Raw genomic sequence first — 18,385 nt, forward strand, 5'->3', positions numbered from 1 at the left:
GTTTGATTTTTTTGACAAGGAAAAAAGGTGGAGCTGCTGATGTTACGGCAGTGATGAGATCGTTGAAAGGGAAATTATGGCCAAGGAAGCCACACGTGTTCGTCGTCGCGAACGTAAAAATATTTCATCGGGTGTTGTGCATATTAATTCAACATTTAATAACACAATGATTACTATTACTGATGCTCAGGGTAATGCAATTGCTTGGTCATCTGCGGGAGCTCAGGGGTTTAAAGGTGCGCGTAAATCGACACCTTTTGCTGCTCAAGTTGCTGCGGAGGATTGTGCAAGAAAAGCGCAAGAGCATGGTATGCGTTCTTTGGAAGTTGAAGTTTGTGGACCTGGATCAGGGCGTGAATCTGCTTTACGTGCATTGCAATCTGTTGGTTTTGTCATTACTTCTATTCGCGATGTAACACCAATTCCTCATAATGGATGTCGTCCGCGGAAAAGGCGGCGTGTTTAATTGGGTGTTGTTTTTTGTTGTCGGAGATTTCTCTGATGTTCACATTGGTCGTTACGATTGAATGGTAACGGAACTAAAGAACGGGAATAAAAATATGATCCAGAAAAACTGGCAGGAACTTATTAAACCCAATAAGGTTGAATCATGTGCACATGATAATCCAAATATTATAAGTGTGATTGCTGAACCTCTTGAGCGTGGTTTTGGTTTAACGTTAGGAAATGCGCTTCGTCGCGTTTTGTTATCTTCGCTTCGTGGTGCTGCTATTACTGCTGTGCAGATTGACGGTGTCTTGCATGAATTTTCATCGATTCCAGGTGTGCGTGAGGATGTTACGGATATTATTCTGAATATAAAAGAAATTGCGCTTCGTATGGAAGAAGAAGGGCCTAAACGTGTCGTCGTTTATAAAGAGGGGCCTGGTGTCGTGAAAGCGGGAGATATCAGTACAGTTGGAGATATGGAAATTCTAAATCCAGATCATGTTATTTGTACTCTTGATGAAGAAGCTGAAATTCGTATGGAATTTATTGTCAACACAGGAAAGGGGTATGTTCCATCTGATCGTAATTGTGTTGATGATGCACGTATAGGGCTTATTCCAATTGATAGTCTTTATTCACCGATCCGTAAGGTATCTTATAAAGTAGAAAATACACGCGAAGGTCAAGTTCTCGATTATGATAAATTAACGCTCACGATTGAAACAAACGGTGCTGTTAATGGTGAGGATGCTGTTGCTTTTGCAGCACGCATTCTTCAGGATCAATTATCGTTATTTATTAACTTTGAAGAGCCACAGAAGGAGCCTGTTGAAGAGGCTGATTCTGAGCTTTCTTTTAATCCTGCACTTCTCAAAAAAGTGGATGAATTAGAACTTTCAGTTCGTTCGGCAAACTGTCTTAAGAATGATAATATTGTTTATATTGGTGATCTGATTCAAAAAACAGAATCTGAAATGCTTCGGACACCGAATTTTGGTCGCAAATCGTTGAATGAGATTAAAGAAGTTTTGGCGTGTATGGGTTTACATCTTGGGATGGAGATTCCTGCGTGGCCGCCTGAAAACATTGATGATCTTGCAAAACGTTATGAAGATCAATATTAAAATTAGAATTTAAGGAGAGGGCTTATGCGCCATAGTAAGTCAGGACGCAAGTTGAACCGTACTGCCAGTCACCGTAAAGCGATGTTTGCAAATATGGCAACTTCGTTGATCGAGCATGAGCAGATTGTGACAACGCTTCCAAAGGCTAAAGAAATTCGTCCTATTGTTGAAAAACTCGTTACTCTTGGTAAGCGTGGTGGTTTGCATGCGCGTCGGCAAGCTATTGCAGCACTTCGTGATGCAGGAAAGGTTGCAAAATTATTTGATACGCTTGCGCCACGTTATGCATCACGCAACGGTGGGTATTTGCGTATTATGAAAGCGGGGTTTCGTACCGGTGATAATGCGCCCATGGCTGTTATAGAATTTGTTGATCGTGATGTTGAAGCGAAGGGTGCTGGGGATCGTGCTCGCATGGAAGCTTCTGAGAATGAAAAGGGAACATCTTCGTAGAGTTTTTTATTCTGTTGGGTTTTTAAAGGCCGCCTTGTCTTGGGCGGTTTTTTTGTGAGCATTTTTAAGTTTGTTTTAGTTGAGAAATAGGTGCAGAGAGAAAATTATAGAATATTGAATTATCTTATTTTTATAATATTTATTGTTCAAATAGGTTGTTTTTATTCTCTATTATGAAATATTAATAGAGGTCCTTAATTTGCGGGGATACGTTTTTTTATTCTATTAATCTTCAACAGAATGTGCTGATTTTATAAGGAGTGGATTATGAGGTATTCTTTTTGGGTGCGGATTTTTTTTGCAATTATGATGCAGATATCATTTGATCATGTATATGCTCATGTTCCTCAAACACAAACAGAAATCACTCTTTCATTTGCTCCTTTAGTTAAAAAGACAGTTCCATCTGTTGTAAATATTTATGCAGCTCGACAAATTAGAGCTCGATCACCTTTTGAAGGCGATCCATTTTTTGAGCAATTTTTTGGTCGTTTTCAAAATAAATTTCCTGTTCGTAAGCAATCGTCATTAGGATCAGGGGTGATTGTTGATGCACGTGGTTTGATCGTTACAAATTACCACGTCATTAAAGATGCAAGCGAAATTAAAGTGGCTTTTTCTGATGGACGGGAGTTTGAGAGTAAGGTCGTGCTCAAAGATGAAGCAACTGATATTGCCATTCTTGAAGTTAAGGAAAAAGATGCTCAATTTCCGGTTCTTTCTTTGGGAAATTCTGATGCTGTTGAAGTTGGTGATCTTGTTCTTGCTATTGGTAATCCTTTTGGTGTTGGTCAAACAGTTACAAGTGGTATTGTTTCAGCGCAAGCGCGTACACGTGTTGGGGTTTCTGATTTTGACTTTTTTATTCAAACAGACGCAGCCATTAATCCAGGGAATTCTGGTGGCGCTTTAATTGATATGAAAGGTCAGTTAATCGGAATTAATACGGCTATTTATTCGCGTTCCGGTGGTTCTGTAGGGATTGGTTTTGCTATTCCAGTTAATCTTGTAAAAGTGATGCTTGATACTGTTAAACGCGGTGGAAAATATTTTGTGCCGCCTTATATTGGGGCTTCTTTTCAAAATGTTACAGCTGATATTGCTGGTGGTTTAGGTTTAGAACGTCCCTATGGTGCTCTGATTATTGAAGTTATCAAAGATAGTCCTGCTGAAAAAGCTGGATTGAAAGTAGGTGATGTTATTTTGAGTGTGCAGGGGGTACGCGTTGACAGTCCAGATAGTCTTGGTTATCGTTTGATGACAGCTGACGTTGAGCATAGTCTTGCTTTGGAATATTTACGAAGTGGAAAAACTTTAAAAACACAAATAACAGTTTCATCGATATCAGAAACTGCATTTTTAAAATCTGAAAAAATTACGGGTGACAGTCCTCTTGCTGGTGCTGAAGTGTTAGATTTGACACCGCAAAATAGTCGACGTTTTCATCTTCCTATATCTGCAAAAGGGGTTGTGATTACCAATCTTGATAAAATGAGCAATGCAGCTGGAATTTTTCAGTCAGGAGATATTCTACGTGTTGTAAATGGCCATAAAATTCAAACAGTTCATCAGTTGAAAAAGGTTCTTATGCAAGGTCGCTCAAATATGTGGCAATTGGAATATGAACGTGATGGTATGTATATTCGCCAATTTATTCGTTGAGGTTTTTTTTGAAGAAAGATTTTTTTACTTCGTCGTTTGATTTTCAAGTTAATAAAAATCAGCCACTTGCAGAAAGAATGCGTCCTTGTTCTCTCAATGATGTTGTGGGACAAAAGCATTTGATTGGAGAGGATGGTTTGCTTTCACGTATGGCGGCAACAGGCTCAATTGGATCGATGATTTTTTGGGGACCTCCAGGGACGGGAAAAACGACTGTTGCACGTTTGTTAGCCCTTGAAACAAATTTCGTGTTTGAACAGGTTTCTGCTATTTTTACAGGAGTTTCTGAACTTAAAAAGATTTTTGAAGTTGCGCAGAGGCGTTTTATATCTGGGGATAAAACACTTCTCTTTGTTGATGAAATTCATCGGTTTAATCGTGCACAGCAGGATAGTTTTCTTTCTGTAATGGAAGAGGGTACTGTGGTACTTATAGGTGCAACAACCGAAAATCCTTCTTTTGAGCTGAATGCTGCCCTTCTTTCGCGTGCACGTGTTTTAACATTTCTTTCTCATGATCATGAAAGTTTGGACATGCTTTTGAGGCGTGCTGAAGAAGTGGAGGGAAAAACTCTTCCCTTGGATAATGATGCCAGAGACGTTTTGATAGAGATGTCTGATGGTGATGCGCGGGTTGCGTTAACATTGGCAGAGGAAGTTTGGTCTATTGCACCATTGGGAGAGATTCTTGATGTTGTTGCTTTGCAAAAAGTTATTCAGCGTCGTGCGCCTATTTATGATAAAGGACGAGATGGGCATTATAATCTCATTTCAGCGTTGCATAAATCCGTTCGTGGATCTGATCCTGATGCTGCGCTTTATTATTTGGCACGTATGTTGGATGCTGGTGAAGATCCTCTCTATATTGGGCGAAGATTGGTTCGTATGGCCGTTGAAGATGTTGGTTTGGCGGATCCTCAAGCTCTTGTCATTTGTAATGCAGCAAAAGATGCCTATGATTATTTAGGATCACCAGAAGGAGAATTGGCCTTGGCGCAAGCATGTCTTTATGTTGCAACTGCGCCAAAGTCAAATGCAGCATATCTTGCGTATAAAGCAGCACTGCGTTGTGCGCGCAAAAATGGCTCTTTACCACCTCCTAAGCATATTCTTAATGCGCCTACGAAATTTATGAAGGAAGAAGGGTATGGAAGTGGTTATTGTTATGACCATGATGAACCAGACGCTTTTTCAGGACAAGAATATTTTCCCGAAAAACTTGGGCGTCAGAGTTATTATAAACCAGTTGAGCGTGGTTTTGAGCGTGAAATTGTGAAACGTCTTGAGTGGTGGCAACAGTTGCGCAAAAAACGTAAAGATCAAAATAAAATTTGAGTTGAAATACGTTTTTTATTGATCTTGGATTTATTATTTTATCTCTTATGTTATTGTATGAGAAATTTAGCTTATATTTTAAACATTTATTGCATTGCTTGTAGAGATTTTTTTTGATATTTTCAAAAGTGCATGTTTTTTCAAATTTAAATATGTCATTCAACTTTTAAGCTGCTGTATTTTTTTTGGTTTTTATTAAATAATATATTGACTTATAATGATGATTGACTGTTTCGTAAGTTGAATGAAAGTTTCAAATACCGTAAATTTCTCTCATCCCAAGTCTGTTATTTGTTGAAGCAATCAAGTTATTCGCTTGCATGTTACAAGCAGGATTAGCGTGTGATAAAAACTGTACAAGAAAAGACTAAAAATCCCTCTTATGAATTGTCTCAAGTGCCGAGAGTTGTTGCAATATTGGAGGATGATAAATAGTGTGATGGTGCCGGCTTGCTCCTTCTATAGAGTAAAGATGGTGGTGCCTAAAGGGTTTTGCAGTATACCACATTCATAGGTGTTGTCACAAAATGAGCTTGGAAGTTTTGAGAGATGTTTCTTAAATCAAGTGCATGAATATGCAACACAATAGCGTTTTGTTCTTCGATGCAATAGGGTATGAGGTTGATTGATGATGCGTTTTTTGTGTGATCAATAGCGGGAGAATTCTTAGTCTCTCAAGTATTTAATCAAAGGGATAAGCAGAAGGGTTGTAGAACATTGTGTTTAAAATTAAATTGTTCCTTTTCTAGAGAGATATAAATATGTTAACTATGCTCCCATAGAGATATTACTTTATTGGAGTTTATTATGTGTCATAAGATAAGCAATGCCAATTCTTTATTGTGATGGTCATGAATGTTTATGGACATAATGTGGAGATAGGAATGGAAATAGTCTGTGAAACTCTAAACTCAAACCTTTAGTTAAATTAAAAGTACAGTGTACACTAAAGTTTTAGGTTATTATGAATTCGGTCAAGGATATAATCGTGGATAAAACAAAAGCTCTCGATGCTGCTCTCTCACAAATTGAACGTTCTTTTGGTAAAGGCTCGATTATGCGTCTTGGGCAAAAAGAGCAAGTTGTTGAAATTGAAACAATTCCAACAGGATCGTTATCCTTGGATATTGCTTTAGGGATTGGTGGATTACCGAAGGGGCGTATTGTTGAGATTTATGGACCAGAAAGTTCTGGGAAAACAACATTGGCTCTCCATGCTATTGCTGAGGCACAGAAAGGTGGTGGGATTTGTGCTTTTATTGATGCAGAGCATGCGCTTGATCCTATTTATGCGCGTAAGCTTGGTGTTGATTTAGAAAACTTGTTCATTTCTCAGCCAGATACCGGTGAACAGGCATTGGAAATTACAGAAACGTTGGTTCGTTCTGGTGCCGTTGATGTGCTTGTTGTGGATTCTGTTGCAGCTTTAACACCGCGAGCAGAAATTGACGGTGAAATGGGTGATGCTTTGCCCGGATTGCAAGCTCGGTTAATGAGTAAAGCGTTACGAAAATTAACCGCAGCAATTTTTCGCTCTAACTGTATGGTTGTTTTTATTAATCAAATTCGCATGAAAATTGGTGTGATGTTTGGTTCTCCTGAAACGACAACGGGTGGAAACGCTTTAAAGTTTTATGCTTCTGTTCGTTTAGATATTCGTCGCATTGGATCCATTAAAGATAGGGATTCAATCGTTGGTAATCAGACGCGCGTTAAAGTGGTGAAAAATAAATTGGCACCTCCATTCAAACAGGTTGAGTTTGATATTATTTATGGTGAAGGTATTTCCAAAGTAGGTGAGTTGATTGATTTGGGTGTCAAGGTTGGTGTTGTGGAAAAATCTGGTGCATGGTTTTCTTATAATTCTCAGCGTTTAGGGCAGGGGCGTGAGAATGCAAAGCAGTTTTTACGTGAACATGTGGAAATAGCTACAGAGATTGAAGCAGCTTTGCGCCAAAATGCTGGTTTGATTGCGATTGAATTGTTAGAAAATGCAGGGTCAGAAAATATAGAAAGTGATGAAGCCATTTGATGGGGCGTTTTTTTCGTCTATAATTTTTTTTCTTTAAGATTTTCCTGTTTTTTTGTTTGAGTTTTTAAATACGCAGTCATTTTTTTCTCAATTTTTTAAAACAAATATTCCATTTTTGATTAAATTGACTCCATGCGTGGCGAAGAGGATTTAATGAGGGGGATTTTTCTTTTATGGTTTTGTGCTGTATTGAGCAGGTGTCAACATGAATAGTGTTAATAATATTCGGTCAACATTTTTGGATTATTTTCATCGTAATGGGCATAAAGTTCTTTCTTCTAGTCCGCTTGTTCCGCGGAATGATCCTACACTTATGTTTACAAATGCAGGGATGGTGCAGTTTAAAAATGTTTTTACTGGACTTGAACAACCTTCTTATACGCAGGCAACAACGGCACAAAAATGTGTTCGTGCGGGTGGAAAGCATAATGATCTTGATAATGTTGGTTATACGGCGCGCCATCATACATTTTTTGAAATGTTGGGTAATTTTTCTTTCGGTGATTATTTCAAAGAAGAAGCCATTTTTTTATCATGGAATCTTTTAACAAAGGAATTTTGCCTGCCAAAAGATAAATTGTTGGTGACAGTTTATCAGAGTGATGATGTTGCTGCTGAACTGTGGCGTAAAATTTCAGGTCTTCCAGATGAAAAAATTGTTCGTATTGCGACGGCTGATAATTTTTGGTCGATGGGAGAAACAGGACCTTGTGGGCCTTGTTCGGAGATTTTTTATGATCATGGTGATGAAATATGGGGCGGTCCTCCTGGAAGTGCTAATGAAGATGGGGATCGCTTTATTGAGATTTGGAATCTTGTTTTTATGCAGTATGAGCAAGTTTCCAAGGAAGAACGTGTTAACTTACCTCACCCTTCTATTGATACAGGCATGGGATTAGAGCGTATTGCTGCTGTTTTACAGGGCGTTCATGATAATTATGACATTGATCTTTTTCGTGCATTAATTGCTGCATCAGAAGAAATTACAGGGATTGAGGCAAAGGGTGATTTTATTGCCAGCCATCGTGTCATTGCTGATCATCTTCGCTCATCTGCATTTTTGATTGCTGATGGTGTGCTTCCTTCTAATGAAGGAAGAGGATATGTTTTACGTCGTATTATGCGTCGTGCTATGCGTCATGCGCATCTTCTTGGTGCTAAAGAGCCCTTAATGTGGCGACTTTTGACTGCTTTAATTCGCGAAATGGGACAAGCTTATCCTGAGTTGACACGTGCTGAATCTTTGATTTCAGAAACTTTAAGGTTAGAAGAAATACGTTTTCGTAAAACGCTTGAACGAGGACTTGGTTTGTTGAACGAAGCAAGTACCGATCTTAAAGAAGGAGACTATTTGAATGGTGAAGTTGCTTTCAAACTTTATGATACCTATGGTTTTCCGCTTGATTTGACGCAAGATGTTCTTCGTCGTCGCGGAATATCTGTTGACGTTGGTGCTTTTGATAAAGCGATGGAACGCCAAAAAGAGGAAGCACGTGCCAATTGGTCTGGTTCTGGAGAAGCTGTAGCAGAGAAAATCTGGTTTTCTGTTCGTGATCAAGTGGGGGCCACAGAGTTTTTAGGTTATGAAACTGAGACAGCGAAAGGTATTCTTACAGCTCTTGTATGTGATGGTAAAATTGTTGATCATATTTCTTCAGATCAGAAAGCTATGCTTGTTGTTAATCAGACACCTTTTTATGGTGAATCTGGTGGGCAAATTGGTGATAGCGGTATCATTTCTGGTGAAAATTTTATTTTTAAGGTGCATGATACCCAAAGAAAGGGTGATGGTGTTTTTATCCATATTGGGGAGGTGAAATCTGGTCAGGCATCGAGGTCTGATTGTGTAGAATTAACGGTTGATATTGTTCGTCGTAAGAAAATTCGCGCGAATCACTCTGCTACTCATTTGTTACACGAAGCTTTACGCCAAACATTGGGGGATCATGTTACTCAAAAGGGTTCTCTTGTATCGCCAGATCGGTTGCGTTTTGATTTTTCCCATCCAAAATCCGTTTCACCAAAAGAGTTGAAAAAAATAGAAGATTTAGCAAATGAGATTATTTTGCAAAATAGTAAAGTAATAACGCGCCTCATGGCTGTAGATGATGCCATTTCTGAAGGAGCCATGGCATTGTTTGGTGAAAAATATGGTGATGAAGTTCGCGTTGTTTCTATGGGGGAGCCACTTGAACAGGAAAGATTAAAAAAGCGTTGGTCAATTGAGCTTTGTGGAGGGACACATGTGGAGCGAACAGGTGATATTGGTTTAATTCATATTGTTTCTGAAAGTTCTGTTTCAGCTGGAGTGCGGCGTATTGAAGCTTTAACAGGCAAAGAAGCACGTCTTTATCTTAGCCGCCAAGATGAACGTATTCATGAAATCGCTGATCTTTTAAAAACTTCTTCTGCTGGTGTGGAAGAACGGGTGCGAATTTTGCTTGATGATCGTCGTAAACTTGAAAAAGAATTGAATGATGTACGCAAGAAAATGATGTTGAGTGGTGGAGTAACAGAAAGGAGCCAAGATGATATTATCATCATCAATGGGTTTTCTTTTACCGGACGCGTTGTTAAAAATATTTTACCACGGGATCTTAAGGCGCTCGTCGATTCTGAGAAAAAACAAATTGGATCTGGAGTGGTTGCTTTTATTAGTGTCTCGGAGGATGGAAAAGGGAGTGCTGTTGTCGGTGTTACGGATGATTTAACGGATAAATTAAATGCTGTAGATCTCGTTCGTATTCTTTCAGCGATGCTTGGTGGTAAAGGTGGAGGTGGCCGTCCTGATATGGCGCAGGCTGGTGGTCCTGAGGGGAACAAAGCTGATGAGGCATTTGCGGCACTAAAAGATTTTCTTGAAAAAAATTAAAGAATGAAATTATTCTGCATAGGTATTTTTCACATTGTTATATTTGGTTGGCATCTATGTATCATGAATATCTGTCTGGTGTATTTCTGAAATGCAGATACAGCGTAATTGGGGAAAATACAATTGTAAAGATAAAGACAGTGTTTGTCTTTATCACCACTTTATCATTTGGCTTTATAGCTTCCAAGCGTTTCAGGAGTCACCTTTTTAAGATAAGATAGATTATGCAGCACTTCATGCTTTACTGTGTATTCTTTTACTAGGAAGACTAGTTATTGTGTTGCTCTTATAGATTTTTTGAAGAAACATCTCTTTTTATGAAAGGAAAAATACAAGATTTATTGCATACGATTATCCTTATAAAGTTATAAGCTATCATTATTCTATTAGTTTTCAAATGAATAAAATCTCTTTTCTTGAAAAGGCTTATAAAAGAGTTGTTGTATCTTAGAGCTATTGTGTTGTTTTTATTTTGCTTGTTATGTACAAGAAAACAGTTTTTTGGTTTATTATTAAAAGGTTTGGAAAAGAATATTCTCCTATCTTTATAAATCTTTATTTCAAGTTATAAAGTAATGAATTATCAATATAAATCAAATGAATATCACATAAATCTAAAGATTTAGATTAACATCTAATTTATTTATGATAAAATTGCTTTAATATATTGAATTATAATGATAATTTATCGTTTTATCTTTTGAATAAGAGCTACGAATATTCGTAGGGTTTTATTATTTCAAATTCTGTGTATGTTAAATTAATCAAAACCACTCACGAATGTCGTTGTGAAATGGGCTTAAGAGCATTGAGAAATGTTTCTTAAAAAAAGTTATATGAATGTGCAAAACAATGATGTTCTGTTCTTTATGAGAGGACTATAAAGAAAGTGATAAACAAAAGTGCAACGCAATACATAATATTCATTATTTAAAAGATATTACTTTAGTTCGTTTTGAAATTCGTAAAGCTGAGTGAAAGGAAGACGGTAAAACTGGAAATTGTTTTTACCTTTACATCTTTACATTTTCCCTAAATGAGAATGTATACTCGTCAGTATGCACAGATATAGGAAAATATTTTTGTTCTAATCTAGTAAAATTGCAATAGCAGAGAAAAGACTAAACTGTTTTAATATTTTTCTTAAATACCTAAAATGGATTGTGGCATTTTTAGAAATCTTTTTACTTGTATCATATATAAGAACTCTTATTGTATTGAAGAGGCATTTTTTGCATAAGATCTATGAAGAGTATCGTTTTTATGAAGCTATGGCTTCATGTAAGGGAATAACATTTTCTCCTTCTCTTTCTGGTGGTTTGATTGTTAAACCACTTGCCTTTAAAAAATTAGAGAAACGTCCCCCTTTATCGATCAATTCTTGAAAGTTTCCTTTTTCCATTAAGTGACCATGATCCAGAAAGAGTATCACATCAGCATTGCGTACTGTTGAGAGGCGATGTGCTATAATAAAAGTAGTACGGTTATGGCTTATGCAATCGAGAGCATCTTTGACACGTGCTTCTGTTTCAACATCAAGAGCGCTTGTTGCTTCATCTAGAATGAGAATAGGGGCATTTTTTAAAACAGCGCGTGCAATTGCTAGTCGCTGTTTTTCTCCACCGGATAATTGAGATCCTCGTTCGCCCACCATTGTGTTATAACAATCAGCTTTTTTTAGAATAAAATCGTGAGCTTCTGCTATTTTTGCTGCTTCATAAAGTTCTTCATTCGTTGCGCTCGCTTTTCCTATTGAAATATTGTCATGAATAGTACGGTTAAAAAGACCCGAGTCTTGAAATACTGTTGCTAGAGATTTGCGTAAAGATTCGCGATTGATTGAGCATATATTTATTCCATCAATGGAGATATGCCCAAGGGTAGGGTCGTATACGCGCTGTAACAGATTGATCAATGTTGTTTTTCCAGCTCCTGTTGGTCCTACAATTGCAACAGTTTGTCCTGCTTTAACCTCAAAGGAAATATCAAAAACACCTTGAGAAGAATTTGGGAATTGATAGGTCACGTGATGAAATTGTATGGCGCCTTTAACATTTTGGAGGGAAGGAAGATTTTGCGGTTCGTTAATATGAAAGGTTGAGTCTTCCATTTCAAAAAATTCTTGCAGTTTTGCTTGTGAGGATATTGCACAATTAATAAAATTGCTCATTTGGTCTAGGCGGCTAATCATGAGTTGTGCAAATCCAACAAAAGCAACGACTTCACCTACTCGTAATTGATCTTTTGCAACAAAAAAAGCTCCAAGGAGAAGAACACAAACGATTGAAATTGTTGAAGCCATTCGATTTAAGCCACTGGCGAGCGCCCACCAATTGAGAACAGGATTTTGTGCTTTAAGCAGAGCATTTGTATGTTGATGTAGTGTAGAAGCTTCTTCTTTTATTCGGTTATAACTTTGTACAATGGAAACATTAGAGATTGAATCACTGACATGTTTAAAAAGGTTATGATGATAGCATTCTACAGCGGCTTGTCCGTCTTTTGTTTTTCGCATCACTAAACGTGCAATTAATACATAGGTGATGGCAAGCACAACCAAGACTATTGAAAGACGCCAATTCATATTAAACGCTATGGGGATGAGAACCAATAAGGCGACAAGCGTTGAGAGATGTTGGCGCATAAAATCAAGCCATATGGTTGACATGGAATCTATTGCGCGCAAAAGTGTATGGAGTGCGTTGGAAGTTCCACGTTGTTGATGCCAAATTAAAGGCATAGCAATGATACGTTCGAAAGATTCCGTTAAAACCGTTAAGCGGCGTCTATGGGCTAAGCGGTCAGCACCGCGAGCAACAAGGACATAAGCAATAATATGTGAAAGTCCAAAACAAACCCAAATGGTAAGAGTAGGAATGATAGCTGATTTTTCTGAAATAGAATCAATAACACGTCCGAATAAAATAGGTTCTGCAATAGTGATAATAGCTAACATAACATTAGCGGTACAGATTAAAAGGGATGCATTTTTTTCTCTATTTAGGTAAGTGAGAACACGTGCATAGGTTTTAAATAAGGACACGGTTAATTATCTCCATTCGCTATTAAGCGTAAAGGCTGTTGTTTTTTACAACGCTTAGTTTTTAGCTAATAAAATTTGGACGTTAAGAAAAGGCAATTTTGGATACTAACTGTAATATGGTGTGATAAAACCAACTAAAATATGAATTTTTGTGTTTATAAAGGCGCAAAAATAGATCAATAAAATTATCAGGTAAGGGAATTTTCATGGCAGGCATAGAAATAAAAAAAGTTGAGGCAGATGAAAATGGAATGCGCTTAGATCGCTGGTTTAAAGTGCATTATCCAGGACTTGGTTTTGGAGCTTTGCAAAAATTGTTGCGTTCTGGTCAGATACGGGTTGATAGTGGACGTGTTAAAGCCGATACGCGTCTTTGTATAGGACAGGCTGTTCGTATTCCACCTCTCCCTATTAATGACAAGGAAAGTCTTTCAATAACGGATAAAACACTTCGTGGGCAGGATGATGGGACCGTTTTGAAAAAAATGCTGCTTTATGAAGATCCAAAGGTATTTGTTTTTAATAAACCAGCTGGGTTGGCTGTACAAGGAGGCTCTGGTTTAACTCGTCATATGGATAGTATGCTTGAGGTATGGCGCAATAAAAAAGGTGAAAAGCCGCGTTTGGTTCATCGTCTTGATCGTGAGACGTCGGGTGTGCTTATTGTTGCGCGATCAAGGGGAGCTGCTCAGTTCTTAACTGCTGCTTTTAGAGCGCGAGAAACAAAAAAGACTTATTGGGCGTTGGTTCGGGGTGTGCCTAAAAAAAAGCAAGACAAAATTTCAACGTGGATGGTTAAGGAAATGACTGCACAAGGTGACAAAATGCGTGTTTGTGAACATGGGGAGCCAGATTCACATCATGCGGTTTCCTACTATCGCGTTTTAGATACGCGAGGGCGGGCTCTTTCGTGGCTTGAAATGGAACCCTATACAGGGAGAACACATCAGCTTCGTGTGCATGCAGCCCATATGGATCATCCTATCATTGGCGATACAAAGTATTTTTTTTCTGATAGTAATTGGACATTACCAGGAGGAATTCAAAATCGTCTTCATCTTCATGCACGTCGTATTCGTATTCCGCATCCTTCAGGAGGAATATTGGACATTGTTGCACCTTTACCACCTCATATGGTCCAAAGTTTTAATCTTTTATCTTTTAATGAGAGTGATGCTGAAACCGACTAAACAAACTTCATTTGTTCTTTTTGATTGATACAAATTTTGTCTATAAATTTGATAAGATGAATAGGGCATCTATTTGAAGAAAGTTTTTGATAAGTCAATCGCTATGAGAAAATTGTGTTTTTGAGTGATGAAATTTTCGAATATCATGGCTTTCTTTCTACAGTTCTTTATCCATAATTGATTGTATTGTTATTTTTGGATATGGTGTATCATTTAATAATCTGAGTTTATGAAGCAGATTCTTTGAATTATCTATAGAGGTCATATATTGGGAAGGCGTGTCTGTTGAGGGAGATGAGTTAGATAAAATCTGAAAGATATTTACTAAAATAGAGAAAGCGATTTTAGTTTTTTTATGGGGAATAATGGAGGCATTTTATAGTAATGCTGAGGAAAAGTAGCCTCTCAAAAATTCCTGTTGTCAAGGAAGTTTGTTTTATTATCAATGTGGTTTGATATGCTTATAGTATAGATTTATGCTTTGTATCTTTGCTTACACAATGAAGCTTTCTTAGCAAAGTTCTCCTTTCAATGAGCAATTATTTTTCTACTTACTTAGTTTATCCAAAAGACTATCGTTCATAAAAGAAGAAATAAGTTTTTAGTATCTTAATGCTGCATTGAAGTGAACTCATCACATTGAAAAAATATCTAGACAAAAAATTGGAGATAAAACGTCAGGCGCGTTTTATTGCTCTAGGGAGGGCTTGAACACTTTTGTTTTTTCTAGTGAACAAAAACAGATATTTATTATGGAAACATTCAAAGGGGGGATAAGTTGAAATGAGGAGTGACTGATGGGATCATTATTGATTGACGTTAATAACGTCTCAAAAATATATCGCAACATTGACAGAGGAATTGGTTTTAAAAACAAGGTCTTTTCTCTCTTCAAGCCGGTTTATACAAATCATCATGTGTTAAAAGATATGAGTTTTACCCTCTTTTCAGGGCAATCGTTAGCAATTCTTGGCCCTAACGGAGCGGGTAAATCGACACTGATTAAAATACTTTCTGGTATACAATACGCTGATGAGGGGTGTGTTAAAGTCCTTGGTGTTGATCCTTATAAAGCGAAGAAAAATCTGTTCAAGTCTTTGGGTGTGGTCTTTGGTCACAAGAATTGTTTATGGTGGGATTTGCCCTTACGCTACAGTTTGGATATGGTTCAACCATTATATGGTCTTGAACGCGCCTCTTTTACCCGTGATCTTAAAGAGATCGCTGAGTTGCTGGGTCTTGAGCATATTATGGATAAGCCAGTGCGGATGCTTAGTCTGGGTGAGAGAGTGAAAAGTGAATTGGCATTTAATCTCTCCTTTAAACCTAAACTGTTGTTTCTCGATGAGCCAAGTATTGGTCTTGATATTACATCTAAGCATGAAATCAGGGAGCTTCTTAAAAAACTGAAAAAGGAGCGTGGCACTGGGTATATCATCACAAGTCATGATATGGGAGATATTGATGGATACGTCGATGATATTATTCTTTTGCATAAAGGAAAGAAACAGTTTCATGGTAATCTTCATGCGCTTAAAAGTGTCATTCCTTCTTTGGTGAGAATGACACTTTTTTGTGAACATATGGCTGCACCTTCAGCTGTTGTAGAAAAAATTGATGAGATTGCGTTGAAATTATCTACTCCTTTAAAAGATAAGCACTTTAACGCTGAAGAATGCTCGCTGGAGGTTTCGCTGCCCCGTGAGGATTTTGTGCGTTTTGTACGCGAAATTACAACCGAATTGAACTGTACGTTCTCTGTATCCACTCCCTCGCTTGAAGAGATGCTCCGTGTTAAATTTAAAGAATTTATCTAACCACTGCTTTGGTATGTTTCTTTTTGCCAAGAATGGATTACTCACTGTTCTAAGTGATAGAGCTATGTTTTTTACCGATATTATCATTGGGACACTTTCGCCATTTGTTATTCAATTTCTATTATGGAATGCACTTTTCTCTGATACGGGCAACACCATCAATGGCTTTAGCTTTTATGATATGATGTATTATTATGCTTTTGCTTTAGTCCTAGGTCGCTTAAATAATGGTTATAATGTGATTAAGTTTTTCTCTCATCATGTTAAAGAAGGTCAATTAGAAGTATATCTTACAAAGCCCTTTAGTTATATGACACAAATGCTTTTTACTTTTTTAGGGGAGAGTGTATTATATAGCATCCCGTTATTGGCTTTTTTTGTTGTTAAGCTTGTTTTATCCTATGAAAATATTCTGGGATTGGTCATCGCTTTTCTGTTCTTTTTTCTGGTTGTTATTCTATCACAATTGCTTTGTTTTTTACTCTCTTTTGGAATTGCCTTATTAAGCTTTTGGGTGATTGAGTACAATATATTACTCTCTTTCAGTATTCTCAGTTCAACGCTTCTTGGGGGTGTTCTTTTACCACCATCTTTTTGGCCGGTGTGGCTTATTCCGCTTATGCAATTTAATCCCTATCGTTTCATGATATCAGCTCCTGCCGAGTTTTTCGCGACGCAAAATTTAGCGTTGTTTCAGCAGTTTATTTTCGGAAGTTTTACTTCTATTTTGTGTTTTTTATTCTTAATTTATATTGCTTGGAATAAAGGGATGAAAGCATATAATGGAGCAGGTGGTTGAGATGAAAATAATCCTTCATTTTATCATTTTGAATATCCGCCGACAGATTGTTTATGGTAAGAATTTGGCTGGGGAGTTTATTCTTTCTCTATGCTATTATTTTATTCAATTCATATTTATTGATAGAATATCTTCTTTTTCAGGAAAGATCGGTAACTATAGCAGAGATGAAATCCATTTTATCTTTGTTGTCTTTGTTCTACTTGGAATATTTTTGAATATTTTTACTAATTCTATTGAAACGTTTTTTGAAAAAGTAGCGGATGGTAAAATTGAACCATACTTGATAAAGCCTGTTTCAAGCTGGTTGTTGATGTTGTTTGGTTGGTGTAAATCTCTTAATTTGATCAAGCTCTTTGTTCTTTATGTTAGTGCCTATTTATTTGTATCATTACCGGATATTTCTGATCTTAAGCTCAGATGGATCTCTTTTGTTGTTGCAATATTTTGTGTTTTTATTGTCAATATTTGTTTTTTTCTGATGTTCAATTTTATAACATTTATTATTAGCCGTAAGATGCCTGTCGAATATTTTCATGAAATGATTTACGAGCTTTCATTTGTACCAATAGGAATTTATCCTTTAAGCATCGTAAAATGGCTTTTGTTTATGCTTCCTATGGCTTTTTCTGCTTCCTTGCCTGTGTCATTGTTGCTTGGTAAAGGCGAATGGAATATTGGATATCTTCTGTTGAGCGCTTTTCTTTCCATGGTCATGACTTTCATAAGTTATAAGAAAACAATGCGTAAATTTAATGGATTAGGGGGATGAGATGAAAGTCAGCATGATTATAAAAATAAAAAATTGAGTGAAAATTCTATCGTACTGTAAAATATCGTTATTTATGCTGGCGGTATAGGGTATGTAAAATTTACACATGAGGATTTTTATTAGACATATTCATGCATAAAATCGGTTGTATTTCTATAGCTATGAGCAAAGAATTTACAACAGAAATCATAGAGTTAAATTTCTTGGTTTTAGATCAGTTTTAGTTTGAGTTTGGATGGCTGCTTGATGACACAAGCCAATTGTAAGATGGTATACAATATTAGTAGTGCTTTTTCCTCCGAGCAAAATTTACTTTTGTTGCGTTTATAGTGCTAAAAAACTGTCAAAGATGGGTAATTTTTAGATGTGTAGAATGTGGTTATTCGTGCGGATTTTGTTGGTGCATTCAATATATTATTACGTGGATGAGTTTTTGCTTAAACAATAAGAAAATTGACAGAATAAAGCTTTTAAGTTGCCTGATAGAAAGCTAAGAGCTGCGCTAAACAACATAATAGCAATTATCAAGAAAACAATCACATAGAGATTTTTCAGCATGCTGAGCAGTCAAAGTTCAGTTAATAATTGCTTGGAAATAAAAGGATTCACCAATCCAAGCAGGCAAAAACGATGGCAACGCAACTGAGCTCAATAACATAATTAAATATATTTCTTTGTTGCACTTATAAACCAATAAAATTATACTTAATTTTATTATGAATTTCTTATTTCATGTTATGATTTTATTTAATAGAAAGATAATTATTATGTAATATTTTTATTATTATTATAAACATTATTATTTAATTGAAAATATACAATTTAAATATATACAAT

Annotated in this window: 12 protein-coding genes; 11 read left to right on the forward strand and 1 reads right to left on the reverse strand. The window is 36.8% G+C overall.

The features are described 5' to 3' along the window. The first annotated feature begins 76 nt into the window (after positions 1–76). The 7 genes from rpsK to alaS all read left to right on the forward strand — a co-directional run bounded on the left by rpsK (position 77) and on the right by alaS (position 9,927). Positions 77–466: a 30S ribosomal protein S11 gene (gene rpsK, locus ACFING_RS05290; protein ID WP_007347762.1), complete on the forward strand. Its 390-nt coding sequence runs from the start codon at positions 77–79 to the stop codon at positions 464–466. A 94-nt stretch (positions 467–560) separates the two neighbouring features. Beyond that, complete coding sequence (locus ACFING_RS05295) at positions 561–1,574, forward strand: DNA-directed RNA polymerase subunit alpha (protein WP_375611485.1); 1,014 nt, start codon at positions 561–563, stop codon at positions 1,572–1,574. Positions 1,575–1,598: 24 nt separating this feature from the next. Further along, complete coding sequence (rplQ, locus tag ACFING_RS05300) at positions 1,599–2,027, forward strand: 50S ribosomal protein L17 (protein WP_273791421.1); 429 nt, start codon at positions 1,599–1,601, stop codon at positions 2,025–2,027. Between the two features lie 267 nt (positions 2,028–2,294). Beyond that, entirely contained in the window at positions 2,295–3,689 is a 1,395-nt protein-coding gene (locus tag ACFING_RS05305) for a DegQ family serine endoprotease (RefSeq protein ID WP_375621432.1), read from the forward strand. Positions 3,690–3,697: 8 nt separating this feature from the next. Then, a complete protein-coding gene (locus ACFING_RS05310; protein ID WP_375630110.1) occupies positions 3,698–5,023 on the forward strand; it encodes a replication-associated recombination protein A in 1,326 nt (441 codons plus the stop codon). Positions 5,024–6,011: 988 nt separating this feature from the next. After that, on the forward strand, positions 6,012–7,055 hold the full coding sequence (recA, locus tag ACFING_RS05315; RefSeq protein WP_273791424.1) for a recombinase RecA: 1,044 nt from the start codon (positions 6,012–6,014) through the stop codon (positions 7,053–7,055). Between the two features lie 205 nt (positions 7,056–7,260). Then, a complete protein-coding gene (alaS, locus tag ACFING_RS05320; protein ID WP_375630111.1) occupies positions 7,261–9,927 on the forward strand; it encodes an alanine--tRNA ligase in 2,667 nt (888 codons plus the stop codon). Positions 9,928–11,188: 1,261 nt separating this feature from the next. Here the strand turns inward: alaS and ACFING_RS05325 are convergent. Further along, positions 11,189–12,970 (reverse strand): glucan ABC transporter ATP-binding protein/ permease, encoded by a 1,782-nt coding sequence (locus ACFING_RS05325; RefSeq protein ID WP_375621429.1) that lies wholly within the window; start codon positions 12,968–12,970, stop codon positions 11,189–11,191. A 206-nt stretch (positions 12,971–13,176) separates the two neighbouring features. Between ACFING_RS05325 and ACFING_RS05330 the strand changes: the two genes are divergently transcribed. The 4 genes from ACFING_RS05330 to ACFING_RS05345 all read left to right on the forward strand — a co-directional run bounded on the left by ACFING_RS05330 (position 13,177) and on the right by ACFING_RS05345 (position 17,548). After that, a complete protein-coding gene (locus ACFING_RS05330) occupies positions 13,177–14,160 on the forward strand; it encodes an RluA family pseudouridine synthase (protein ID WP_375621428.1) in 984 nt (327 codons plus the stop codon). A 797-nt stretch (positions 14,161–14,957) separates the two neighbouring features. Next, positions 14,958–15,977 (forward strand): ATP-binding cassette domain-containing protein, encoded by a 1,020-nt coding sequence (locus ACFING_RS05335; RefSeq protein ID WP_375621427.1) that lies wholly within the window; start codon positions 14,958–14,960, stop codon positions 15,975–15,977. Continuing rightward, positions 15,952–16,776: an ABC-2 family transporter protein gene (locus tag ACFING_RS05340; RefSeq protein WP_375630112.1), complete on the forward strand. Its 825-nt coding sequence runs from the start codon at positions 15,952–15,954 to the stop codon at positions 16,774–16,776. Before ACFING_RS05335 ends, ACFING_RS05340 begins: the two co-directional genes overlap by 26 nt. Continuing rightward, positions 16,760–17,548 (forward strand): ABC-2 family transporter protein, encoded by a 789-nt coding sequence (locus ACFING_RS05345; protein WP_375630113.1) that lies wholly within the window; start codon positions 16,760–16,762, stop codon positions 17,546–17,548. The genes ACFING_RS05340 and ACFING_RS05345 overlap by 17 nt, the downstream gene beginning before the upstream one ends. The last annotated feature ends 837 nt before the right edge of the window (positions 17,549–18,385 follow it).

Source organism: Bartonella sp. AP150HLJHH (assembly GCF_042196385.1).
In the GTDB taxonomy this organism is placed as follows: Bacteria; Pseudomonadota; Alphaproteobacteria; order Rhizobiales; family Rhizobiaceae; genus Bartonella.